Raw genomic sequence first — 25069 nt, forward strand, 5'->3', positions numbered from 1 at the left:
ACCGTGGACAACCTGATTGCGCTGCTCATCGCGGCGCCCCTGCTCGGAGCGGCGGTGCTGCTCTGCGGCGGCCGCCGGCTCGACAAGACCGGGCACTGGCTCGGCACGCTCCTCGCCGCGGTCTCCTTCGCCACGGCCGTCGCCCTCTTCGCCGACATGCTCGGCAAGGGCGCCGACGACCGGGCGATGCACCAGCGGCTCTTCTCCTGGATCCCCGTCGAGGGCTTCCAGGCGGACATCGCCTTCCAGCTCGACCAGCTCTCGATGACCTTCGTGCTGCTGATCACCGGCGTGGGCACGCTCATCCACGTCTACTCGATCGGGTACATGGAGCACGACGAGCGGCGCCGCCGCTTCTTCGGCTACCTGAACCTGTTCGTCGCGGCGATGCTGCTCCTGGTCCTCGCCGACAACTACCTGCTGCTGTACTTCGGCTGGGAGGGCGTCGGCCTCGCCTCGTACCTCCTCATCGGCTTCTGGCAGCACAAGCCGAGCGCGGCCACCGCCGCGAAGAAGGCGTTCCTCGTCAACCGGGTCGGCGACATCGGCCTGTCGATCGCGATCATGCTGATGTTCACCACCTTCGGCACCTTCGCCTTCGGCCCCGTCCTCGCCTCCGCCGAGAACGCCACCGAGGGCAAGCTGACCGCCATCGGCCTGATGCTGCTCCTCGCCGCCTGCGGCAAGTCCGCGCAGGTGCCGCTCCAGTCCTGGCTGGGCGACGCGATGGAGGGCCCGACCCCGGTCTCGGCCCTCATCCACGCGGCGACCATGGTCACCGCCGGCGTCTACCTGATCGTCCGCTCCGCCGACATCTTCAACGCGGCGCCGGACGCCCAGCTCGTCGTCACCATCGTCGGCGCCGTCACGCTCCTCTTCGGCGCGATCGTCGGTTGCGCCAAGGACGACATCAAGAAGGCCCTCGCCGGGTCGACGATGTCGCAGATCGGCTACATGATCCTCGCCGCCGGCCTCGGCCCCGTCGGCTACGTCTTCGCGATCATGCACCTGGTCACGCACGGCTTCTTCAAGGCCGGGCTGTTCCTCGGCGCCGGCTCGGTCATGCACGGCATGAACGACGAGGTCGACATGCGCAAGTACGGCGGCCTGCGGAAGTACATGCCGGTCACCTTCATCACCTTCGGCCTCGGCTACCTCGCCATCATCGGCTTCCCCGGCCTGTCCGGCTTCTTCTCCAAGGACAAGATCATCGAAGCGGCCTTCGCCAAGGGCGGCACCGAGGGCTGGATCCTCGGCGCGGTCACCCTGCTCGGCGCCGCCGTCACCGCGTACTACATGACCCGCGTGATGCTGATGACCTTCTTCGGCGAGAAGCGCTGGCAGCCCGACGCCGACGGCAGGCCGCCGCACCCGCACGAGTCCCCGAAGTCCATGCTCGTCCCGATGATCCTGCTCGCCGTGGGCTCCGTCGGCGGCGGCGCGGTCTTCGAGTTCTCCGGCTTCACCGAATGGCTGGAGCCCGTCACCGGCTTCGACCACGGCCACGCGCCGATCAGCGCCGCCGCCGTCACCGCCGCCACCGTCGCCGTCATGGTGATCGGCGTCGGACTGGCCTACCTCCAGTACGGCCGCAAGCCCGTCCCGGTCGTCGCCCCGCGCGGCTCGCTCCTCACCCGGGCCGCCCGCCGCGACCTCCTCCAGGACGACCTCAACCACGCCGTCTTCGTCACCGGCGGCACCCACCTGACCCGCTCGCTCGTCTACGTCGACCACACCCTCGTGGACGGCGTCGTCAACGGCACGGCGGCCTCCGTCGGCGGCCTCTCCGGCCGGCTGCGCAAGCTCCAGAACGGCTACGTCCGCTCGTACGCCGTCTCCATGTTGGGCGGTACGGCGGTACTCATCGCCGCGACCCTGCTGATGAGGGCGGTGTAACCACCATGTCCTTCCCGCTCCTTACGGTGACGGCGGCGGTCCCCGCGGTCGGTGCGATCCTCACCGCCGCCGTGCCCGCGGGCCGCCGCACCGCCGCCAAGTGGCTGGCGCTGCTCGTCTCGCTCGCCACCCTCGTCCTCGCCGGACTGGTCTTCGCCCGCTTCGAACCGGGCGGCGACCGCTACCAGCTCACCGAGTCGCACGCCTGGATCAAGGACTTCGGGGTCCGCTACGAGCTCGGCGTCGACGGCATCGGCGTCGCCCTCATCGGCCTCACCGCCCTGCTGATCCCCTTCGTCATGCTGGCCGGCTGGCACGACGCCGACCCCCTGGAGACCTCCTCCAAGCGGTGGCGCCCCACCCAGGGCTTCTTCGCCCTGATCCTCATGGTCGAGGCGATGGTGATCCTCTCCTTCGAGGCCACCGACGTCTTCCTCTTCTACATCCTCTTCGAAGCCATGCTCATCCCGATGTACTTCCTCATCGGCGGCTTCGGCGACCGCGCCCACAGCGGCTCCGACGAGAACGCGGCGGCCCAGCGCTCGTACGCGGCGGTCAAGTTCCTGCTCTACAACCTGGTCGGCGGCCTCATCATGCTGGCCGCCGTCATCGGCCTCTACACGGTCGCGGGGAACTTCTCCCTCACCGAGATCGCCGAGGCCCGCGCCAACGGCACCCTGGAGATGGCGACCGGCACCGAGCGGTGGCTGTTCCTCGGCTTCTTCTTCGCCTTCGCGGTGAAGGCGCCGCTGTGGCCGCTGCACACCTGGCTGCCGAACGCGATGGGGGAGGCCACCGCACCGGTCGCCGTCCTCATCACCGCCATCGTCGACAAGGTCGGCACCTTCGCGATGCTCCGCTTCTGCCTCGGCCTCTTCCCCGAGGCGTCGCAGTGGGCCACCCCGGTGATCGTCGTCCTCGCCCTGATCAGCATCGTGTACGGGGCGCTGCTCGCCGTCGGCCAGCGCGACATCAAGCGCCTGATCGCCTACGCGTCGATCTCCCACTTCGGCTTCATCGTCCTGGGCATCTTCGCGATGACCAGCCAGGGCCAGTCCGGCGCCACGCTCTACATGGTCAACCACGGCATCTCCACCGCCGCCCTGATGCTCGTCGCCGGCTTCCTGATCTCCCGGCGCGGCTCCCGGCTCATCGCCGACTACGGCGGCGTCCAGAAGGTCGCGCCGGTCCTCGCCGGCACCTTCCTGATCGGCGGCCTCGCCACCCTGTCGCTGCCCGGACTCGCCCCCTTCGTCAGCGAGTTCCTGGTCCTCGTCGGCACCTTCGCCCGCTATCCGGCGGCCGGCGTCGTCGCCACCACCGGCATCGTCCTCGCCGCGCTCTACGTCCTCGTCCTCTACCAGCGGACGATGACCGGACCGGTGAAGGAGGAGGTGCGGTCCATGCCGGACCTGCGCCCCCGCGAGCTGGCCGTCGTCGCCCCGCTGATCGCGGTCCTCCTCTTCCTCGGCGTCTTCCCGAAGCCGCTGACGGACGTCGTGAACCCGGCCGTCCGGCACACCATGTCGGACGTCGGCAAGACCGACCCCACGCCCGAAGTCCCCGTCCAGAACGTGGAGGCGGCCAAGTGAACGCCCTCACCGTCCACAGCATGTGGACGACGGCGGCCGAGCCGCTGAACAAGATCCCGGCACCGAAGATCGAGTACGTCCAGCTCGCGCCGGTCCTCATCGTCGTCGGCGCGGCGGTCCTCGGCATCCTCGCCGAGGCGTTCGTGCCCCGCCGGGGCCGGTACGTCACCCAGGTCTTCCTGACCCTCCTCGCCCTGGCGGCCTCCTTCGCGGCCGTCGTCGCGCTCGCCGCCGGCGGCTACGGCACCACCAAGGCCCACATCGCGGCCATGGGCGCCATCGCCGTCGACGGCCCCGCGCTGTTCCTCCAGGGCACCATCATCCTCGCCTCCGTCGTCGCGGTCCTCACCTTCGCCGAGCGCCGGCTCGACCCGGCCGACCACGGCCACAAGGTCGACTCCTTCGCCGCCGAGGCGGCCGCGGTGCCCGGCGGCGACCACGAGAAGGCCGCCGTCAAGGCGGGCTTCACCACCACCGAGGTCTTCCCGCTCGCCCTCTTCGCCATCGCGGGCATGCTGGTCTTCCCGGCCGCCAACGACCTGCTGACCCTCTTCATCGCGCTGGAGGTCTTCTCCCTCCCGCTGTACCTGCTCTGCGCCGTCGCCCGCCGCAAGCGGCTGATGTCGCAGGAGGCGGCCCTCAAGTACTTCCTGCTGGGCGCCTTCTCGTCGGCCTTCCTCCTCTTCGGGATCGCCCTCCTCTACGGCTACGCGGGCTCCGTCTCGTACGCCACCATCGCGGGCGTCGTCGACGGCTCCGTCGGCTCCGTCGACCCGGCCCTCGCGCAGACCATGGGCAACGACGCGCTGCTCCTCATCGGCTTCGCGCTCGTCCTGATGGGCCTGCTGTTCAAGGTCGGCGCCGTCCCCTTCCACATGTGGACGCCGGACGTCTACCAGGGCGCCCCCACCCCGGTCACCGGCTTCATGGCCGCCGCCACCAAGGTCGCCGCCTTCGGCGCCCTGCTCCGCCTGCTGTACGTGGTCCTCCCGGGCCTCACCTGGGACTGGCGGCCGGTCATGTGGGGCGTCGCGATCGTCACCATGCTCGGCGGTGCGATCGTCGCCATCACCCAGACCGACATCAAGCGGCTGCTCGCCTACTCGTCGATCGCGCACGCGGGCTTCCTGCTCGCGGGCGTCATCGCCGCCACCCCGAGCGGCATCTCGTCGGTCCTCTTCTACCTGGGCGCGTACTCCTTCGTGACGATCGGCGCCTTCGCCGTCGTCACCCTGGTCCGCGACGCGGGCGGCGAGGCCACCCACCTCTCCAAGTGGGCCGGTCTCGGCCGCCGTTCGCCGCTGGTCGCCGCCGTCTTCGCGGTCTTCCTCCTCGCCTTCGCCGGCATCCCGCTGACCTCCGGCTTCTCCGGCAAGTTCGCGGTCTTCAAGGCGGCGGCGGAGGGCGGCGCGGGCGCGCTGGTGGTGGTCGGTGTCATCGCCTCCGCCATCGCGGCCTTCTTCTACATCCGGGTCATCGTCCTGATGTTCTTCAGCGAGCCGAAGGCCGACGGCCCCACGGTCGCCGTCCCCTCCGTCCTGACCACCCTCACCATCACGGCGGGCGTGGTCGTCACCCTGGTCCTGGGCCTGGCCCCCCAGTACTTCCTGGACCTCGCCGGCCAAGCGAGCGTCTTCGTCCGCTGACGGCGGGAAGAAGGGCCCGGCTCGGGGGCGAGCCGGGCCCTTCGGCGTGCCGCGGTGTCCCCGGGGGCGGCGCGGTCCCGGGGCCGCCCGGTTCCTAGGATGGCCGAAGGAGACCTGGTCGTGCCGGTGCTCGCGTCCGGGGGGGCGTCGCCCCCTTCGCGGGTCCAGCCGTTTCGGAGGGGGGATGTCATGAGGGACGTTCTGGTGGCCGTCTCGATCGTTCCGTCGATGTACTTCGGGTTCGCCCTGATCTTCGACGTGAAGGGGTTCCGGACGGATTTCGAAGGGCGGTGGGGCGAGGAGCGCCGGGAGACCGTGAAGAGGTTCCGGGTCGCAGCCGTCCTGGGGGTGGCGCTCCTCTTCGGGCTGCCCGTACTGGCGGTGCTGTCCTTCGGGCACTGATCCCGGGCGCCGGGAAACGCGAACGGCTCGCGCACCCGGGGGTGTGCGAGCCGTTCGGTGTGGAGGGGGACGGGTCAGGCCAGGTCGGAGAAGGCGGTCCAGCCTCCGGTGCCGACGACGGTCCCGGCGCCCAGGGCGTTCGGGTAGAAGTAGAGCTTTCCGTCGGCGGTGGTGGCCCAGAGGTCCGGGGTGCCGTTCTTGTCGGCGTCGGGGACGGCCGTGAACAGCGGGCGGTTCGCGGCGGTCCAGGCGCTTCCGATGACGGTGAAGCTGGAGCCGGAGCCGAGGCCGGCACCGTCCTTGCCGCCGGAGTAGAGGCGCAGTTCACCGGTGGTGTTCTGGCGGGCGATCAGGTCGAGGTAGCCGTCCTTGTCCTGGTCGCCCGGGGCGGTGAGGGTGTAGGGGGCCCAGCCGCCGGTGCCGATGAGCTTGGGCTGGCGGCCGGGGTCGCTGTCGAGGTAGTGGTCGGCGGAGCCGTAGTACAGCCACAGCAGGTTGCCCTGCTTGACCAGGAGGTCGGGGTGGCCGGGCACGTCGACGACGCCGTCCGCGTTGGTGTCGAGCGGGCCGTCGACGTCTCCGATGGCGATGACCTGGTCGGCGTCGGCCCAGTGGTTGTTGTTCGGGTCGTAGACGGAGAGCGTCGCCGCGTCGTACTGGCACGCCTTCGAGACGCCGTCGGCCTCTTCGCCCCGGGCCGAGCACGCGTGCCCGAAGCCGTTGTTGGGGTAGATCGTCAGGGTCTTCTCGTCGGTGGCCCCGCTGAGGGCGATGAGGTCCTCGTAGCCGTCCTGGGTCCAGTCGCCGCGGCGGGTGATGTCGCTGCCGGTGAAGTCCTGGTTCGACGCGACGACGGCGGGGGCCATGATGCCGGTGCCGTGGCCGGCGTAGAACCACAGTTCGCCGTCGCTGCGCACGCCGTAGAGGTCGGCCAGGCCGTCGCCGTTGAGGTCGCCGGGCTTGTCGGGGGTGTTGGGACCGTTGGCGTAGAACCAGTAGCGGGTGGTGTCGGAGAGGTTGCCGCCGGCGTCGACGGACCGGACGCTCAGGGCGTGCCGGCCGACGCTGGGCGGCGTCAGCTTGAGGTTGGCCAGCATGCCGCCGCCGATGGGCAGGGTGGCCTTGCGGACGGTCGGGTCCCAGTCGGTCCAGTACTCGAAGGCGGCGGCCGGCTCGGTGTCCTTGTTGGTGATCTGGAAGGTGCCCTCGGAGCGGGCCATGCCGGTCGTCTCGGGCCAGCCGTCGGCGCCGTCGGGGAACTGGGTCGAGGTCACGGCCGGCGGGAAGCTCGGCCGGGCGGCGTCGAAGCGGAAGGAGCAGGTGGAGGTCCGGGGGCCGGAGAGCTCGCCGTCCTCGGCGCGGACGTGCCAGGAGAAGGTGCCGGTGCCGGTCTGGCCGTTGTCGGCCAGGAGCTTCTTCATCTCGGCCTTGGTGACGACGGTCCGGGCGCTCTTGCCGGAGGCGACGTCCACGGTCCGGTTCACCTCGTTGGAGGCGCCGCCGTAGCCGGTGGGCCACAGGACGAAGCGGGCCTTGACGGTGCCGCCGTCGGGGTCGGTGACGGTGGCCGCGAGGGTGAGGTCGGCGTTTCCGATCGTCGCGGTGAGGTACGGGCCCGCCAGGCACTCGGGGGTGTTGGTGTCCGGGGAGGTCCAGACGTTCGTCGGGGCCTTGGGGTAGGTGTTGTACGTGGTGGTCAGCCGGGCCGTGCCGACGTCGAACTTCTTCCACGCGAAGACGTCGGTCTCACTGGTGGCGCGGAGGCCGATCGTGATGTTGTTCCACTTCTTCGTCACCGACTCCTTGGCCGCGGAGGTGGTGTCGAAGGCGAGGTCGCCCGCGGGGCAGCCGGAGGAGTAGCCCAGGGACTGGTTGACCGAGCTGAGCTTCCGGCTCCACATGGTGGAGTTGTCGGTGTTGCTCCAGTTGGTGGCCGAGGAGATGCCGCCGGTGAGCCACAGGTCGACGGAGCGGTCGGTGCAGGACCAGGACCAGACGTTCTTGATCCGGAACGTCGAGGTCTTGATGTACTTGCTGGTGTTCCACAGGTTGTTGGAGTCCATGCGGAAGAACGAGCGGGCGAGGCCGTTGGTGACGTTCTCGTAGCCGACGCGGGCCTGGTTGGTGCCGACGCTGCCGTCCGAGTTGTGCCAGCCCGCGCCGTTGTAGTACGAGGCGGTCGGGGTCTTCTTGTAGGCGATGGCCCACGCCTCGCGGCTGCCGGTCGCGGAGAAGGTGGGGTCGATGAAGACCGGGTAGGTGGTGTCCTTGCCGGTGAGCAGCGACTGGTCCGGCTTGAGGCTCAGCGCGTCGCGGGTGACGGAGAGGCCGAGCGGGGCCTCCTTCGCGCCGTACCCGGGTTCGAACGCGTCGGTGGGCGGCGTGGCCGCGGCGGCCAGGGAGCGGGCCTGGCCCGCTCCCGCCGGGGCGGCGGCCTTCGAGCTGTCCCACATGCGCGGGGTGGGGGCGGTGAAGACCTCCTGGCCGGCCGGGTTCACGGCGGCCAGGTTGCCGTCGGCGTCGGCCGAGACCGTCAGGCCGTCGGCGGCCATCGACATGCGGACGGTCCTGAGCGCCGGGTTCGCCGCCGCCTGCGGGGTCTTGACGACGAGGAGCTGGCCGAAGCCGCTGTTGCCGGCCCGCAGCTGGAGGTCGACGCCGGGGAGCACCTCGCGGTAGGTCGCGGTGTCGCCCTCGACCACGGGGGCGGGCAGGGGGGAGGGCCAGTCGAGGGAGACGGAGCGGCCGTCCTGCTCGATGGTCACGGCGTGTCCCGTGCCGCCGCCGGAGAAGGACACCCCGGTCTTCGTGGCGCCCGGGGCCAGCCGGCCGTCCGGGCCGGCGGCCAGGTCCGTGTCGATCGGGACGAGCTTGTTGTCCTTCCGCGTCCAGCGGGGGAGGACGTACTGCTCGTTGGTGAAGGTGCCCGACGGGTCGGCGAAGAACTGGGACGTCTCCGTGCGGCGGGCCAGCACCTCGACGGGCTTCCCGGTCTTCCGGGCCTGGAGGCTCGCGGTCTCCTCGGGCGCCGGGGCCGGCGCGGCCGACGGGGACGCGGTCCCCTCGGCGGTGAGCGCCGACGCGCCCTGGGGCGCGACCATCGCGCCGAGCAGGACCGTGGCGGCCGTGGTCATGAGCGCGAGGGTTCTCGCGGGTCTTTTTCGGGTGTTTCGGTACTTCATGATCTCCCTCCCCAAAACATTCGGATCGAACACTAGATCGCAGTCTCGAATGAGCGGAGCTTCTCCCTTCTCGGTTTCCATAGTTGGCTTGAAAAAGCTGAACCAGGTGAGAAGTTGCGGGTGTTTAACCGGCAATTAATGCGAATCGCCCCTTTATATGTGACGAACTAAGGGTCATTTTTCAGTCGTCTGTAAAGAGACTTGTGGGCTTCCGGCTAGGTTCTTTCGGTCAGTGATCAAGCGTTTTACGCACACAAAACGTGCACAGGGGTGGGAAAACGAACATGACTAGGCGTGAAAAGCACAGACCACCGGTCCGGAAAGGCGCCGTGAGCACGGTTTCCCTGCTCACGGCGGGCTTCCTGGCCGCCGGACTGCTCGGCGGACCGGTGGCCGCGGCCGCCGTCGCCTGGCAGCCGGAGCCGCAGAAGAAGACCGAACCGCTCCAGGTCGAGCAGGTCCGCCCCCAGGACGCGGCCGCCGGGGCGAAGGGCCGGGTCGCCGACTGGAAGACCCCCGCCGTGACCTGGCCCGCGGCCCGCACCGCCGAACAGGGCCTCCAGGGCGACCCCGCCGTGCTCCTCGCACCGGCGAAGCGGGACGCCCGGCCGTCCCCGCGGACCGACCCGGCCGTCTCCGGCGTCCGCGTCTCCAAGAAGGACGCCAAGGGCACCGACCGCACCCGCGTCCGGATGCTCGACCGCGCCGCCGCGGACCGGCTCGGCGTCGAAGGAGTGGTGTTCTCCGTCGAACCCCTCCAGCGGAAGACCGGCGAGGTGCGGGTCGAACTCGACTACGACGCCTTCCGCGCCGCCTACGGCGGTGACTGGGCCTCCCGGCTGCGCCTGCGGGCCCTGCCCGCCTGCGCCCTGACGACCCCCGGCGTGAAGGGCTGCGCCGGCGGCACCGACCTGCCGACCGTCAACGACACCGGCACCGGCACGCTCAGCACCACCGCGGCCCTGTCGGCCACGGCCGGACAGGCCACCGTCTTCGCCGCCACCGCGGCCGCCTCCGGCTCCTCCGGCGACTTCAAGGCCACCTCGCTCGCCCCCTCCGGCTCGTGGTCGGCCGGCGGCTCCAGCGGCGGCTTCAGCTGGAACTACGACATCGCCGTCCCCGACGTCCCCGGCGACACCGCCCCGAAGCTCTCGATCGGCTACAGCTCCCTGGCCATCGACGGCCGGACCGCCGCCACCAACAACCAGCCCGGCGGCATCGGCGACGGCTGGTCCATGGAACCCGGCTACATCGAGCGCCAGTACGTCTCCTGCGTGGACGACAAGACCGGCAGCAACAACACCACCGCCAAGGTCGGCGACCTGTGCTGGAAGAAGGACAACGCCGTCCTCAACCTGAACGGCCGCACCAACCAGCTCATCCGGGACACCGCCACCGGCGACTGGCACCTCCAGTCCGACGACGGCACCCGCATCGAGAAGGCCGTCAGCACCGCCGCCGACAACTACGGCGACAACAACGGTGACGACAACGGCGAGCACTGGAAGGTGACGACGCCGGACGGCACCCGCTACCACTTCGGCGCCAACCGGCTCGACGGCTGGGTCTCCGGCAAGACCGAGACCCGCTCCACCTGGACCGTCCCCGTCTTCGGCAACCACAGCGGCGAGCCCTGCTACCAGGCCGCCTTCAAGGACGCCTGGTGCCAGCAGGCCTGGCGCTGGAACCTCGACTACGTGGTCGACCCCCGCGGCAACGCCATGACGTACTACTGGGGCGAGGAGACCAACAACTACGGCCGCAACATGGACCCGGCCACCGGCAACGCCACCGCGACCCCGTACGACCGCAGCGGCTACCTCAAGCGCATCGAGTACGGCCTGCGCGACACCGCCCTCTACGGGCAGCCCGCCGCCAAGGTCGAGTTCACCCACGGCGAGCGCTGCGTCAGCGGCTGCGCCACCTTCGACGCGGCCAACGCCAAGAACTGGCCGGACGTGCCCTTCGACCAGTACTGCGCCAACGGCGCCGTCTGCAAGGACCGCTACTCGCCGTCCTTCTGGACCCGCCTCAAGCTCACCACCATCGCCACCCACGTCTGGTCCGCAGGCGCCTGGAAGCCCGTCGACAGCTGGGCCCTGGACGCCAACTTCCCGGCCACCGGCGACGGCGGCGCCGCCCCGCTGTGGCTCAAGTCGATCACCCGTACCGGCCACACCGGCACCGGCGCCGTCACCCTGCCCGCCGTCACCTTCAACGGCACCCCCCTCCCCAACCGGGTCGAGGGCGCCACCACCGGCGGAAAGCCCGACCCGCTGCCCGGCATGAGGCGCTACCGCGTCACCGCCGTCAACACCGAGAGCGGCGGCACCATCGGCGTCGGCTACACGCCCGAGGACTGCTCCGCCACCAGCGTGCCCGCCCCCACGGCGGCCAACACCCGCCGCTGCTATCCGATCAAGTGGTCCCCGCCGGACGCGCCGGCCGCCGACTACGAGCCGTACCTCGACTGGTTCCACGCCTACGCGGTCAACCTGATCGTCGAGACCGACAACACCGCCGGCGGCGTGCCCAAGCGGACCGAGTACACCTATCCCGAGGGCATGGCCTGGGGCAAGGCGCCGGACGACGAGTTCACCAAGGCCGAGAACCTCACCTACAGCGACCGCAAGGGCTTCGGCCGGGTCCAGGTGCGCTCCGGCGCCTCCTCCACTCCGCGCACCCTGAAGGAGTACCGCTACTTCCGCGGCATCCCCGGCGCGGAGGTCAAGGACAGCGAAGGGGTTCCCGCCACCGACCACGAGGCCTTCGCGGGCATGATCCGCGACGAGGCCACCTACAACGGCGACGGCGGCCGGCTGGAGACCTCCAGCGGCTTCACCCCGTGGGTGTCGGCCGCGACCGCGACCGAGACCCGGGCCGAAGGCCTGCCCGCCCGGCACGCCTACGTCACCGGCGGCGCGAAGGAGCGGATCCGCACCGCCGTCGGCCAGACCTGGCGCACCACCGAGACCCGCCGCACCTTCGACGCCAACGGCGACCTGCTCACCGAGTCCCGGCTCGGCGACACCGCGAAGACCGGCGACGAGGAGTGCACCACCACGACCTACGCGCCCGGCGCCCTCCTCGGCCTGCCGACGGAGGTCCGGACCGTGGCCCAGGCGTGCGGCACCACGCCGAACCTGCCCGCCGACCTGATCTCCGTCGAGCGCCGCTACTACGACAACGCCACCTCCCTCACCGCCGTTCCGGCGAAGGGCCTCGTCACCCGGCTCGACGAGCAGGACGCCGCGGGCACCGGGTACCTGACCACCGCCAAGCACACCTACGACCAGTACGGCCGTGAGCTCACCGAGACCGACGCGCTCGGGAACACCACCACGACCGCCCACACCCCGGCCACCGGCATCCCCACCTCCGTGAAGGTGACCAACGCCCTCGGCCACGAGAGCACCACGAACCTCGACCCGGTGCGCGGCGTCCCCACCTCCGCCGTCGACGCCAACGGCAAGCGCACCGACGCCGTCCACGACGGCCTCGGCCGCGTCCTCCAGGTCTGGCAGCCCGGCTGGTCCAAGGCCGACCACGCCACCCAGCCCTCCGTGCGGTACGAGTACCGGATCTCCCGGACCGCGCCCAACGCCGTCACCACCAAGACCCTCAAGCAGAACGGCGAGTACCGGACCACCTACGCCCTGTACGACGGCCTGCTCAGGGAGCGCCAGACCCAGGCCCCCGCGCCCGGCACCCAGCACACCGTCCTGACGGAGACCCGCTACGACACCCGCGGCTGGGTCGCCAAGTCCTTCGCCCCCTACTACGGCGACGTCGCCCCCTCGGCGACCCTGTACACCGCGAAGCAGGAGAACGCGGTCGACAACGTCACCGAGAACACCTACGACGGCCTCGGCCGGGTCACCGACGCCGTCTCGCTCTTCCGCGGCGACGAGAAGTGGCGGACCACGACCGTCTACGGCGGCGACCGGGTCACGGTCGTCCCGCCGAAGGGCGGCACGACCACCACGACGGTCACCGACGCCAGGGGCCGCAGGACCCAGCTGATCGAGTACGCCGGCGCCGGGCAGACCCAGCCGCAGACGACGACGTACGCCTACGGCAAGTACGACGAGGCGTCCTCGGTCACCGACCCGGCCGGCAACACCTGGTCGTACACCTTCGACGCCCGGGGCCAGAAGACCCGCGTCGACGACCCCGACAAGGGCGTCAGCGACCTCACCTACGACGCCCTGGGCCGGGTCGTCACCACCAAGGACGCCCGCGAGCGCACCCTGACCACGGTCTACGACAAGCTCGGCCGCAAGACCGCGCTGAAGGAGGGCGCCACCACGCTCGCCGCGTGGACCTACGACACCCTCGCCAAGGGCAGGCTCACCAGCAGCAGCCGCTACGTCGGCGGAGCCGAGTACAAGGAGCAGGCCGGAGGCTTCGACGACCGGTACCAGCCGACGTCGGCCAGCCTCGTCGTCCCCGCCGCCGCGGGCGGCCTCGCCGGCACCTACAGCTGGAGCTACGGCTACGAGGAGAAGACCGGAGCCCTGCTCTGGACCCTCAACCCCGCGATCGGCGACATCCCCGCCGAGCGCGTCACCACCAACTACAACAGCGACGACCAGCCCTACCGCACCACCCGCGGCGGCGTCATCCTCGTCGCCAACGTCCAGTACGACTGGCAGGGCCGCCCCGTCGGCACCGAGTTCGGCTCCGACCTCGACAAGAAGGTCTGGCGGACCCAGGCCTACGACGACCACACCGGCCGTCTGATCGAGCGCACCACCGACCGGTACCTCGCGCCCCAGCGGGTCGACCGCTCGCTGTACACCTACGACCCGGCCGGCAACGTCACCAGCCTCACCAGCACCACCGGCCAGGACGCCACGGCCGTCACCGACCGCCAGTGCTTCACCAACGACGCCCTCGGCCGGCTGACGGAGGCGTGGACGGCGAAGACCGACTGCGCCACGGCACCGGGCACCACGAGCGTCGGCGGCCCGAGCACCTACTGGCTGACGTACGGCTACGACAAGACGGGCAACCGCACCGAGCAGAAGGACCGGCTCGGCGCGGTCACCACCGCCTACACCCACCCCGCCGGCGGAGCCGACCGGCCGCACGCCGTCCAGCAGGCCACCGTCACCGGCGGCCCGGACGACGGCCGCGTCAGCACCTTCCAGTACGACGCGACGGGCAACGTCACCGGCCGCGCCATCGGCACCAGGGCGCAGACCCTCGACTGGGACGCCGAAGGCAGGCTCGCCACCCTCACCGAGGGCGGCAAGACCACCGCTTACGTGTACAACGCCGACGGCGAACGGCTCCTCACCAAGAACGCGGACGGCACCCAGGTGCTGACCCTGCCCAACGGCGACGAGCTGAAGCTGGCGGCCAACGGCACCACCAAGACGGCCACCCGCTACTACACCCACGGCGGCGAGACCGTCGCGGTCCGCAGCGGAGCGGCCGTCTCCTACCTGATCAACGACCACCAGGGCACGGCCACGACGGCCATCGACACCACGACCCTGGCGTTCACCCAGCGCAAGCAGCTTCCCTTCGGTGAACTGCGCACCGCCCAGTCGCCGGTCTTCGGCACCCGGGGCTTCGTCGGCGGCACCAACGACCCGACGGGCCTGACCCACCTCGGAGCCCGCGAGTACGACCCGGTCCTGGGCCGCTTCCTCTCGGTCGACCCGGTCGTCGACTTCGGCGACCCGGCCCAGATGAACGCGTACTCCTACGCCCACAACAACCCGCTCACCAAGTCCGACCCGACGGGCCTGCGCCCCGACGGCCCGGTCGGCGGCAACGGCGTCAGCGACTCCTACTGGGCCAGCGAACGCGGCATGACCGCCGGATACACCTACAAGAGCGGCAAGTGGATCTGGCACCAGACGCCCAAGAAGGACGCCGCCTCCCGGGCCAAGTACCGGGCGTACCGGGCGGATCCGGCCAACTACCGGGTGTACCACTACGACGCCAAGAAGGTCGCCCAGGCGAAGAAGGCCGCCGATGACCGGAAGCGGCAGCGGGAGGCCGACGCGGCCGCCAAGGCGAAGGCGGACGCCGAACGGCGGAAGAAGGACAGCTTCTTCGGCAAGGTCATGGGGGGTCTCGAATTCCTGAACACCCATCGGACGACGATCCTGAGCGTGGCCTCGATCTTCGTCCCGGCCCTCATCCCGGTCGCCATGGCGAGCGGTGCGGCGGACGCCTACAGTGACTTCTCGAAGGGGGACTGGGTCGCGGGCACACTCGACCTGGTGGGAGTGGCCGGAGGCGGCCTGGCCTTGAAGTTCGGCAGGGCCATGTACCAGGGTGAAGTGGCCCAGTCGGCACTCAGCGGTGTGACACGGACCGCCCTCAAGATGGGCCGGAACCAGTTCCACCAACTGAGAGCGGGGCTCGGTTCCACCGTCAGCGCCGGTGCCCGGGCCACGCGGTACAACAACTGGAACACGGCGGCGGGTGTCACCGCCACCGCCACGTACGAGATCCGGGCGGCGATGGCTGACTGAGCCGCTCGCCCGGACCGACATCAGTGGAGGGGTGAATGAAGTACGCGGGAATCGCCGTGCTCGTCGTGGGGGCGGTCGGACTGGCCGTGACCACGCGCGGGGTGCGCGGGTGGGAGAACTGGACGAGCCGGCAGAAGAAGGGGATGTCGCTGAGCGCCTTCCTGTTCTTCCTCGGCATCGTCCTGATGAACCTGGGCAAGAGCGGCTGACACCGCCCTGACCCGCCGCCCGGCGAGGGCCGGGCCCCGGACCCCTTCCGGACGGGAAGCCCCGCAGGAGTGATCCTGCGGGGCTTCTTCTCGTGCGCCGGGGAGGGTGACCGGCGGGCTCCGGCGTGGGATCGTGGGGACCGGCTAATGGTCTGTACCAGTCGTGGAGGGGTGGTTTCCATGCGGGGGAGCACGGTGTTAGCCGGAGAGCCCTGTGCCGTGCCCCGGGAGGGGGATCCGCCGGTGCACCGGCTGGAGTTGAGGCTGCCGGACCAGGTGCCCTTCGCCGCCGGGGGGTTCGACGCGATGGGACCGATGTCGCGGGCCGCGTACCCGCACCGGCACACCTTCTACGAGATCGTGCACGTGGTGGAGGGCAGCGGCGTGCACGTCATCGACACCGAGCGGTACGCGGTGCGGCCGCCGCAGCTGGGGGTGATCCTGCCGGGGCAGGTGCACCGGTGGGAGGGGGTGCGGGGGCTGGAGGGGTCGCTCGTGCTGTTCACGCCGGAGTTCCTGGTCGGCGGGGTGGGCGACGAGGAGCTGCTGCGGCGGCTGGGGGAGCGGCCCTGGGTGGACCTGGACGGGGCCGGGCACGCCCGGACCGGGCTGCTGATGGAGGAGCTGGCGGAGGAGTACCGGGGCGGCGCGGACGGCTTCGCGGGGGTGCTGCGCTCGCTGCTGCACGTCCTGCTGGTGCGGGCGGCGCGGCAGCCGGGCGGCGGTGGCGCGGGCGGGCCGGTGGCGCCGGTGGTGCGGGGGGTCGCGGAGGAGTTCCTGCGGCTCGCCCCGGCCGCCGGGATCGCCGGGGTGCCGGTGCGGGAGTGCGCCGAGCGGCTGGGGGTGACGCCGGGGCACCTGACCGAGGTGGTGCGGGCGGCCACCGGGCGGACGCCGGCCGCGCTGCTGCGGGAGGAGCGGGTGCGGGAGGCGCAGCGGCTGCTGATCGCCACCGACCTGTCGGTGCGTCAGGTCGCCGCCCGCGTCGGCTTCGACGATCCGGCGTACTTCTGCCGCTTCTTCCGGCGGGAGGCCGGGCGCAGTCCGGGCGGCTTCCGAAAACACCACGACGGCCGTGTTCCGTCCATCGAAGCGGACGCGCCGCCCGCTTAGGTTCGTTGCCGACCTCAGCCCCCCACCCGAGGAGCAAGGCAACATGGAGAACGAGACCAGCACCGGGCACGTCACCCGCAAGACGGTCCTGAAGGCCGCGCTCGCGGCCGGCATGGCGGCGCCCGTGGCCCTGATGGGCGTTCCGGCGCTCGCCCGCACCATGGGCGGGTCCGAAGGGGACCTGGCCCTGACGCCGACCTGCGACGACGGCGACGACCCGACCATCCCGCAGATGGAGGGCCCCTACTTCAAGCCCAACTCGCCGCTGCGCAGCAGCATGCCCGACGGCCCCGGCACCCGCCTCACCGTCAGCGGCTACGTCTTCGGCCGGTCCTGCCTGCCGATATCCGGGGTCCTGCTGGACTTCTGGCAGGCCGACAACAACGGCGCCTACGACAACACCGGCTTCAAGTTCCGCGGCCACCAGTTCACCGGCGCCGACGGCTCGTACAAGCTGACCGCGATCGTCCCCGGCCTCTACCCGGGCCGCACCCGCCACATCCACGTCAAGGTGCAGGCGCCGGGCCGCCCGATCCTCACGACCCAGCTGTACTTCCCGAACGAGCCCCGGAACAACACCGACACCATCTACGACCCGCGGCTGCTGATGAACGTCCGGGACGGCTCCGGGGGCCGCGAGGCCGCCTTCGACTTCGTCCTCGACGTGAAGCAGAACCCCAGCCCGACGCCGACCCCGACGTCGACCGCCACCAGCAACCCGCCCGGCGGCACGTGGGCCGCCGGGACGGCGTACACGGCGGGGGCCAGGGTCACCTACGGCGGTGTGGGCTACGTGTGCCTCCAGGCCCACACCGCCATCGCCGGCTGGGAGCCGCCGAACGTCCCCGCCCTCTGGCGGGTCGGCTAGTCAGCCGGCCGCGGGGGCGATCCGGCCCCGGACCTCGCCCAGTCCCACCCGGGTGCCGTCCGGGCCGGGGGCCCACGCGGTGAGGACGACCTCGTCGCCGTCCTCCAGGAACGTCCGCTTGCCGTCGGCGAGTTCGATGGCGTCGCGGCCGTTCCAGGTGAGTTCCAGGAGCGAGCCGCGCTGGCCGGTCTCCGGGCCGGAGACCGTGCCGGAGCCGTACAGGTCGCCGGTGCGCAGGGAGGCGCCGTTCACCGTCATGTGGGCGAGCTGCTGGGCCGCCGTCCAGTACATGGTGGAGAACGGCGGCTCGGCCACCGCCTCCCCGTTGATCTCCACGGAGATCCGCACGTCGTAGCCGCCCGGCTCCTCCTCCGCGTCGTCCAGGTACGGCAGGAGGGGGAGGTCCCGGGCCGGCGGCGCGGTCCGGGCCGCGTCCAGCGCCTCCAGGGGCGTCACCCACGCCGACACCGAGGTCTGGAACGACTTGCCGAGGAACGGGCCCAGCGGCACGTACTCCCACGCCTGCACGTCCCGCGCCGACCAGTCGTTGAGCAGCGTCAGGCCGAAGACGTGGTCGCGGTACGAGGAGAGCGGCACCGGGCGCCCGAGCTCCGAGGGCGTGCCGACGAGGAAGCCGACCTCCGCCTCGATGTCCAGCTTCACCGACGGGCCGAAGACCGGCGCCGGGTCGGCGGGCGCCTTGCGCTGCCCCGTCGGGCGCACCACGTCGGTGCCGGAGACGACGATCGTGCCCGCCCGCCCGTGGTAACCGATGGGCAGGTGCTTCCAGTTGGGCGTCAGCGCGTCGCCGTCGGGGCGGAAGATGCGGCCCACGTTGGTGGCGTGGTGCTCGCTCGCGTAGAAGTCCACGTAGTCCGCGACCTCGTACGGCAGGTGCAGCTCCACCGTGCCCAGCGGGTGCAGCAGCGGCTCGACGGCCGCGCGGTGCGCCGGGTCGGTGACCCAGGCGGTGAGCTCCCGGCGGACCTCCTGCCAGACGGCGCGCCCGGCGGCCAGCAGCGGGTTGAGCGACGGCCGGCCGAGCAGGTCCGCGTGCGGCGAGCCGAGGGCGTGCGCGGCGGCCCCCGCGTCCAGCACGTGGCCGCCGATCCGGACGCCGATCCGGCGCCGGGCGGGCTCGTCGGCGGTGGTGAAGACGCCGTACGGGAGGTTGTGCGGGCCGAAGGGGTCGCCCTCGGCCAGGTCGAGCGGGCTGTGCTCGGACATCGGTGCGTGCCTCGCTTTCGATGAATCGGTGAGGGACACGTTACGGCTCGGGCCGCGCGGCGCGGATGACATGGATCACAGAGAAAGCGCGGCCTCCGTGGGCAACTGCCCCCGGGCGCCCGGATTGTTCCGCGAGCGGCCGCCGGTCCCCGTACGAGCGGGGGGAAAACCCGCCGCCAGGGGGCCCGGCGGAGCCCTACGATCACGGTGGTGGCGCCCCCGCGTGACGTAGCCCGCGGGCGCGCACCCCTTTTTTCTTTCCGACCGGTTTCCTGACCAGGAAAGGTCCGCACGTTGAAGATCCGACGCATTCTCGCGACCGCCGTGGCCGCCGCCGTGACCACGCCCGTCGTGTTCCTGTCCGCCGCCCCGGCCTTCGCCGGGACGCAGAAGCCGGCGGCCGGCAGCAGCGCCGAGCAGGACGACCCCGCGCACGGGCGGCTGGTCGCCGCCGTGGAGCGGGCCGAGAAGAAGCTCAAGAGCCTGCGGGAGCAGCGCGAGCGGGTCCTGAAGGACCTGGATAACGACAACATCGGCAAGGACGTGGTGGAGGAGGAGGCCGCGGCGAAGAAGGCCCTCGCCGAGGCCGAGACGGCCGTCACCGACACCGCCGCCGCCCTCAAGGCGGCGCAGGACGCCCTGGCCCTGGTCGAGGCCGACCCGGAGGCCACGCCCGAGGCGAAGGAGCTGGCCGCCGGGCTCGTCACCGCCGCCGGGACGAAGGCCCAGGAGGCCGCCGCGGCCCGGACGGCCGCCGCCGAGCGCCGCGACAAGGCCGTCGACGCGTGGCACGACGCCCGGGTGGCGCTCGCCCGCAAGGCGTCGGTCCTCGCCGACGACATCGCGAAGGCCGAGAAGGCCCTCGCCGCCGCCGAGGCCGCCCTCGAGAAGTACGAGGAGGAGGAAGGGAGCTGGGAGGAGTGCGAGGACGGCGGGCTCGCCGTCTCGCTGACCGGCCCCCGCTCCGTCACCGCCGGTACCAGCGCCGTCTTCTCGCTGACGGTGGAGAACACCGCGAAGAAGGACCTGGAGGCGGTGCACGCGTACGTCTTCTCCGGCATCCTGCCGAACTCCGCCAAGGACCTGGAGGAGCTGGAGGAGGACGACGTCGAGAAGATCGTCCGGCACACCACGGTCGAGTGGTCCTCCACGGCCCACCCGAAGTGGACGAAGCTGCCCGCCCTGGGGATCGACGCGGTCGAGCTGGGCGCGCTCTCCAAGGGCGGCAAGGCGGACGCGAAGCTGCGGCTGACCGTCGCGAAGGGCGCGCCGGCCGGGGTCGGCGTCCTCAGCGCGGCGGGGGAGTACGACATCGAGGACGGCGGCTGCGGCTACACCGAGGACGAGGACGCCTACTTCGACGTCGTCAAGGCGAAGCCCGCCGGGAAGCCGGTGCCGGAGGCGAAGCCGTCGACCGGCACCCCGGCCCCGGTGGACCACACCGGGCAGGGCGGTTCGTCGTCGGTGCCGCTGACCGGCGGGCAGCTGGCGGCGACCGGCGCGGGCGACGCCCTGCCGGGGATCGGCGCGGCGGCGGGCGCGGCGGTCGTGCTCGGCGCGGGCGCGGTGTTCGCGGCCCGGCGCCGGAAGGCCGGCGCGGGCGCGTAGGCGCGCGGGAGGACGGACGGACGATCCCCCGTACGGGTCGGGCTCAGCCCGCCGTGCGGGGGATCGTCTTTTCCCAGGTGCGGTGGAAGACGACCTCGCCGCCCTCGGTGCACACCACCTCGTCGGAGGTGTGGAAGGCGCGGGCGTCGCAGGTGATCTCGGAGCGGGTCTCGATCCGGACGTCCCAGGCGAGGTCGGGCCGGTGCAGCCGGACGGTCCAGTCGGAGCGGGTGCGGGCGGTCAGCGGGTCGTCCTCGGCGATGGTGTAGGTCTCGACGGCGTCCTCGGTGAATTCGAGGCCGTCGGGGTAGACGCGGGTGCCGCCGTACTTCGGGTCGACCTGGAGGGTCCATTCGCCCTTGGCGACGTCGCGCCGGACGAGCCGTTCGGGGCGGGTCTCCTCCAGGGTGCCGGGGGTGGTGACGCCGAGCGGCGGGGCCTGCTCGGGTTCCTCGAAGGCGACGGCGTCCCGGGTGGGGGCGCGGACCGGGAGGGTGAGGGCGGAGCCGGCCGGGTCGAGGGTGAAGCCGGCGGCGTCGGGCCGGGGCCAGAGCCAGGGCCAGTAGGCGGAGGAGACGGCGAGCCGGACGCGGTGGCCGGGCGGGAAGGTGTGCCCGATGCCGTTGAGTTCGAAGGCGTACGTGTCCCATTCCCCGACGGGCGCGTCGACGGCGTGGTCGCGGCCGTGGCGGGCGGAGAGGTTGAGGGCGCCGCGGGTGACGAGGGTGGAGGAGCCGTCGGGGGCGACGTCGCAGAGCCGGGCGGCGATCTGGCCGGTGGGGGCGGGGGTCAGGAGGCGGAGGCGGACGGCGGGCCGGCCGAGGATCTCGACGGGGGCGCCGTCCTCGGGGACGGTGAAGTCGAAGCAGGCGGAGTGGGCGTCCTCGTCGCGCTGGTCGGGCGGCAGGTCGGCGTCGTTGCCGAAGGGGAAGAAACGGCCGGCGTCGAGGCCGGTCTGCTGCGGGGAGTGGACCTGGAGGGGCTCGCCGCCGAAGCCGTACTCGGCGCGGGTGACGTGCGGGGAGGGCCAGGACGGGTCGGCGACCCAGCGGCCGGGCAGTTCGGCGTAGACGGTGGCGGGCGGGTGGGATTCGCTGATCCAGGAGCGGAGCGCGGGTTCGGCCATGACGCCGTTGTCCACGCCCTTGAGGTGGTGGTCCCACCAGCGGAGGGTCTCCTGGAGGAAGCCGATGGCGGGGCCGGGCGGCAGGCCGCGGTCGGGGTACTGGTGGGACCAGGGGCCGATGATGCCGCGGACCCGGTCGGCGGGGAGGTGTTCGACGAGCCGGAGGACGGTGTCGCGGTACGGGTCGTGCCAGCCGCCGACGGCGAGGACGGCGGCCTTGATCGCGCCGTAGTCCTCGCAGACGCTGCCGTGCCGCCAGTAGGCGTCGCGGGTCTGGTGGGCGAGCCAGGTGTGGATGTAGGGGCGGACGGCCTCCAGGCGGCGCAGCCACAGCTCCCGCCACTCCTCGCCCGCGTGGGCCGGGTCGGGGGGCCGGCAGGTGAAGGCGAGCATGGTGGCGGCCCAGGCGTGCATGTCGACGGCGAGGACGGAGCCGCCCATGTAGTGGACGTCGTTGTCGTAGCGGTCGTCGGTGGAGCAGACGGTGACGATCGCCTTGAGGGCTTCGGGGGCGAGGGCGGCGATCTGGAGGCTGTTGAAGCCGCCCCAGGAGATGCCGAACATGCCGACTTTTCCGGTGCACCAGGGCTGGGCGGCGAGCCATGCGACGACGGCGGCGCCGTCGGCGAGTTCGGTGGCGTCGTACTCGTCGCCGGGCAGGCCCCCGCTGTTGCCGTGGCCGCGCACGTCGACCCGGACGGAGGCGTAGCCGTGGCCCGCGTACCAGGGGTGGCGCTGCTGGTCGCGGGGGGCGGTCCAGTCGGTGAGCCGGTAGGGCAGGTACTCCAGGAGGGCGGGGACGGGTTCGTCGGTGACCGGGCGCCACACGCGGGCGTAGAGGAGGGTGCCGTCCGCCATGGGGATGCGGACGTCCTCGTGGCGGGTCTCGTGGGGGAAGTCGGTGCGGATGCGCATGGCGGGACCTCGGGAGCCTGGGGGACCTCGGGGGGATCTCAGCGGACGGGGTGCATGGTGCGGCGCAGCCAGGGCGCCAGGGCCATCACGGCGAGGCCGACGGCGACGGCGACGGCGCCGTTGACGCCGAAGTAGGCGGGCTTGGAGACGTCGTCGTAGAGCTTCACGGTCTGGGCCTGGATGCCGTTGGCGAGGGCGAGGGAGAGGAACCAGAGGGACATGGTCTGGCTGGAGAACGCCTTGGGGGCGAGCTTGCTGGTGGCGGACATGCCGGAGGTCTCCAGGAGCACGTCGCCGAGGCCGAGCAGCAGGTAGGAGCCCACGATCCACCAGGCGGCCATCTGGTACGTGTCGTCGGCGTGGCCGGAGGTGGGCAGGACCATCAGGAGGAAGGACAGGCCGCCGAGGATCACGCCGAGGGCGATCTTGTGGGAGGCGTGCGGCTGGCGGGGGCCCATCCGGGCCCAGACGGTGGCGACGACGGGGGCGAGGGCGACCTCGAAGGCGCCGAGGGCGGAGGCGTACCAGCTGGGCGGGAAGTCGAAGCCGAGGAGGGTGGTGCGGGCGTTCGACTGGGCCAGCAGCATCATCGTGGAGTACGCCTGGAAGAGGATGAAGTTGAAGGCGACGGAGGCGAGGAAGAGGACGACGTACGGCTTGAGCCGGCCGCGTTCTTCGGGGGTGACGCGGGGGCTGGTGAACATGACCCAGAAGTAGACGACGGGCGCGATCACCGAGATCAGGGTGAGCAGGTCGACGAAGCGGCCCATGGTGAGCCATCCGGCGGCGGCGAGGAGCACGGCGAGCACGGCGGTGGCGGCGGCCCCGGCGACCATGGAGGTGATCGCGCGGCGCAGGGCGGCGGGGGCGAGCGGGAATTCGGCGGAGTGCTTCTTCCCGGCGAGGTGGCGGCGGCCGGCGACGTACTGGATCAGGCCGAAGGTCATGCCGACGGCGGCGGCGGAGAAGCCCCAGTGGTAGCCCTTGTGGTCGGCGAGCCAGCCGGTGATGAGGGGGCCGGCGAAGGCGCCGATGTTGATGGCCATGTAGTAGAGGGCGAAGCCGGCGTCGCGGCGCTCGTCGTCGGTGCGGTACAGCTTGCCGACCATGGTGGCGACGTTGGGCTTGAGGAGGCCGGTGCCGGCGCTGATGAGGCCGAGTCCGGTCCAGGTCATGGCGGCGGTGGGCACCGCCATGGAGTAGTGGCCGCAGGCGATCAGGACGCCGCCCCACAGGACGGCCCGGTAGGAGCCGAGGACGCGGTCGGCGAGCCAGCCGCCGGCGACGGAGACCAGGTAGACGAGGGTGCCGTAGGCGGCGGAGACGGAGGCGGCGGTTCCGGCGTCCATGCCGAGGCCGCCGTCGGAGACGGCCGCCGCGAAGTACAGGACGAGGATCGCCTGCATGCCGAGGAAGGAGAACCGCTCCCAGACCTCCAGGCCGGAGAGGGCGAGGAGGCCGCGCGGATGGCCGAGGAAGGCGTGGTCGTCCTCGGGCGGCGGCTGTTCGCCGGGCGGGCCGTCCTCGTCGTGCGCGTCGTTGCCGATCGCCGTTCTGGACATAAGGTTCTCTCCGTGTCGTATCAGCTGATCTCGAACATACCGGGGGTGACGGGAAGGCGCCCACGGTGATCGAAACGTGACCGGATACGCTGGCTGGAGTGCATCCCAGCGACACATCGACCATCCGTGTGACTCGCGTGCTCCGCGTGAACCCCACCGGACACACCAGTGATCGCCGGCAGGCGTCAGCAGACAGGAGAACCCCTCGTGACCGTCGTCGGGCCGTTCGGGCTTAGCGTGCGGGACCAGGCTCTTGAGGCCGATGTCCAGACGGGGTTGGCGGCCGTCGAGGCGGGCCTCCTCGACGCGACCAAGAGCGATGTCCCCTTCATCACCGAGGCCGCCCAGCACCTGGTGCTCGCCGGCGGCAAGCGGTTCCGTCCGCTGCTCGTGATGCTCGCCGCCCAGTTCGGCGACCCCTACGCGCCCGGCGTGGTCCCCTCGGCCGTGGTGGTCGAGCTGACCCACCTGGCCACGCTCTACCACGACGACGTCATGGACGAGGCGGCCGTGCGCCGGGGCGTGGCCAGCGCCAACAGCCGCTGGGGCAACTCGCTCGCCGTCCTCACCGGCGACTTCCTCTTCGCCCGCGCCTCGCACACCCTCGCGGACCTCGGCCCGGAGGCCGTCCGCGTGCAGTCCGAGGCGTTCGAGCGGCTGGTCACCGGGCAGATCCTGGAGACCGCGGGCCCGGTCGACGGCCGCGACCCCGTCGAGCACTACCTCGACGTCCTCGGCGGCAAGACCGGCTCCCTCGTCGCCGTCTCCTGCCGCTTCGGCGCGATGATGTCCGGCGCCGACGAGTCGGTCGTGGAGATCCTCACCCAGTACGGGGAGCGGCTCGGGGTCGCCTTCCAGCTCGCCGACGACGTCCTCGACATCGCCTCCGAGGGCCACGAGTCCGGCAAGACCCCCGGCACCGACCTGCGCGAGGGCGTCCCCACCCTGCCGGTGCTCCACCTGCGGGCCGCCGCGGCCGCCCACGGGCGCCCCGGCGACCTGGAGCTGGTCGGCCTGATCGACGGCGACCTCACCGACGACGCCCGGCACGCCGAGGCGCTGTCCCGGCTCCGCGCCCACCCCGCCCTGGAGCAGGCCCGCCGGGACACCGTGCGCTACGCCGAGGAGGCCCGCGCGATGCTCGCGCCGCTGCCCGAGGGGTACGCGAAGGCGGCCCTGGAGGAGCTGTGCGACGCGGTGGTGCACCGCGCGGGCTGACCCGCCGGGGG

Annotated in this window: 14 protein-coding genes; 10 read left to right on the top strand and 4 right to left on the bottom strand. The window is 71.7% G+C overall.

All coding sequences use genetic code 11. The features are described from left to right. Positions 1–3 precede the first annotated feature (3 nt). From nuoL to IE219_RS01640, 4 genes are all read left to right on the top strand, one after another. Positions 4–1896 (top strand): NADH-quinone oxidoreductase subunit L, encoded by a 1893-nt coding sequence (nuoL, locus tag IE219_RS01625; protein WP_189974634.1) that lies wholly within the window; start codon positions 4–6, stop codon positions 1894–1896. A 5-nt stretch (positions 1897–1901) separates the two neighbouring features. Then, positions 1902–3488, top strand: a complete 1587-nt coding sequence (locus IE219_RS01630) for an NADH-quinone oxidoreductase subunit M (protein ID WP_189974636.1) — start codon at positions 1902–1904, stop codon at positions 3486–3488. Next, positions 3485–5134, top strand: coding sequence for an NADH-quinone oxidoreductase subunit NuoN (nuoN, locus tag IE219_RS01635; protein ID WP_189974639.1), 1650 nt, complete (start codon positions 3485–3487; stop codon positions 5132–5134). Before IE219_RS01630 ends, nuoN begins: the two co-directional genes overlap by 4 nt. A gap of 189 nt (positions 5135–5323) precedes the next feature. Then, positions 5324–5536 (top strand): hypothetical protein, encoded by a 213-nt coding sequence (locus IE219_RS01640; protein WP_189974641.1) that lies wholly within the window; start codon positions 5324–5326, stop codon positions 5534–5536. A 74-nt stretch (positions 5537–5610) separates the two neighbouring features. On the opposite strand, the gene IE219_RS01645 is transcribed toward IE219_RS01640, so the two are convergent. After that, positions 5611–8670: an FG-GAP repeat domain-containing protein gene (locus IE219_RS01645; protein WP_229849530.1), complete on the bottom strand. Its 3060-nt coding sequence runs from the start codon at positions 8668–8670 to the stop codon at positions 5611–5613. A gap of 377 nt (positions 8671–9047) precedes the next feature. Between IE219_RS01645 and IE219_RS01650 the strand changes: the two genes are divergently transcribed. The 4 genes from IE219_RS01650 to IE219_RS01665 all read left to right on the top strand — a co-directional run bounded on the left by IE219_RS01650 (position 9048) and on the right by IE219_RS01665 (position 17402). Continuing rightward, positions 9048–15212: an RHS repeat domain-containing protein gene (locus tag IE219_RS01650; protein ID WP_229849531.1), complete on the top strand. Its 6165-nt coding sequence runs from the start codon at positions 9048–9050 to the stop codon at positions 15210–15212. A gap of 35 nt (positions 15213–15247) precedes the next feature. Beyond that, positions 15248–15421, top strand: coding sequence for a hypothetical protein (locus IE219_RS01655; RefSeq protein ID WP_189974643.1), 174 nt, complete (start codon positions 15248–15250; stop codon positions 15419–15421). Positions 15422–15601: 180 nt separating this feature from the next. Next, the gene (locus tag IE219_RS01660; protein WP_189974645.1) at positions 15602–16534 is read left to right on the top strand and encodes an AraC family transcriptional regulator; all 933 of its coding nucleotides are present in this window, start codon (positions 15602–15604) and stop codon (positions 16532–16534) included. Positions 16535–16577: 43 nt separating this feature from the next. After that, positions 16578–17402, top strand: a complete 825-nt coding sequence (locus tag IE219_RS01665; protein WP_189974647.1) for a dioxygenase family protein — start codon at positions 16578–16580, stop codon at positions 17400–17402. On the opposite strand, the gene fahA is transcribed toward IE219_RS01665, so the two are convergent. Then, complete coding sequence (fahA, locus tag IE219_RS01670) at positions 17403–18629, bottom strand: fumarylacetoacetase (RefSeq protein WP_189974649.1); 1227 nt, start codon at positions 18627–18629, stop codon at positions 17403–17405. A gap of 294 nt (positions 18630–18923) precedes the next feature. Here fahA and IE219_RS01675 point away from each other — a divergent pair, with 294 nt between their 5' ends. Beyond that, positions 18924–20237, top strand: a complete 1314-nt coding sequence (locus IE219_RS01675; RefSeq protein ID WP_189974651.1) for a peptidase — start codon at positions 18924–18926, stop codon at positions 20235–20237. Positions 20238–20280: 43 nt separating this feature from the next. Here the strand turns inward: IE219_RS01675 and IE219_RS01680 are convergent, their stop codons facing one another. Both IE219_RS01680 and IE219_RS01685 read right to left on the bottom strand, forming a co-directional pair. Continuing rightward, positions 20281–22278: a CocE/NonD family hydrolase gene (locus IE219_RS01680; RefSeq protein ID WP_189974653.1), complete on the bottom strand. Its 1998-nt coding sequence runs from the start codon at positions 22276–22278 to the stop codon at positions 20281–20283. Positions 22279–22316: 38 nt separating this feature from the next. Continuing rightward, complete coding sequence (locus tag IE219_RS01685) at positions 22317–23840, bottom strand: peptide MFS transporter (RefSeq protein ID WP_189974656.1); 1524 nt, start codon at positions 23838–23840, stop codon at positions 22317–22319. Between the two features lie 207 nt (positions 23841–24047). Here IE219_RS01685 and IE219_RS01690 point away from each other — a divergent pair, with 207 nt between their 5' ends. Then, a complete protein-coding gene (locus IE219_RS01690) occupies positions 24048–25058 on the top strand; it encodes a polyprenyl synthetase family protein (RefSeq protein WP_189974657.1) in 1011 nt (336 codons plus the stop codon). The last annotated feature ends 11 nt before the right edge of the window (positions 25059–25069 follow it).

Source organism: Streptomyces termitum (assembly GCF_014650175.1).
GTDB lineage: Bacteria > Actinomycetota > Actinomycetes > Streptomycetales > Streptomycetaceae > Streptomyces > Streptomyces termitum.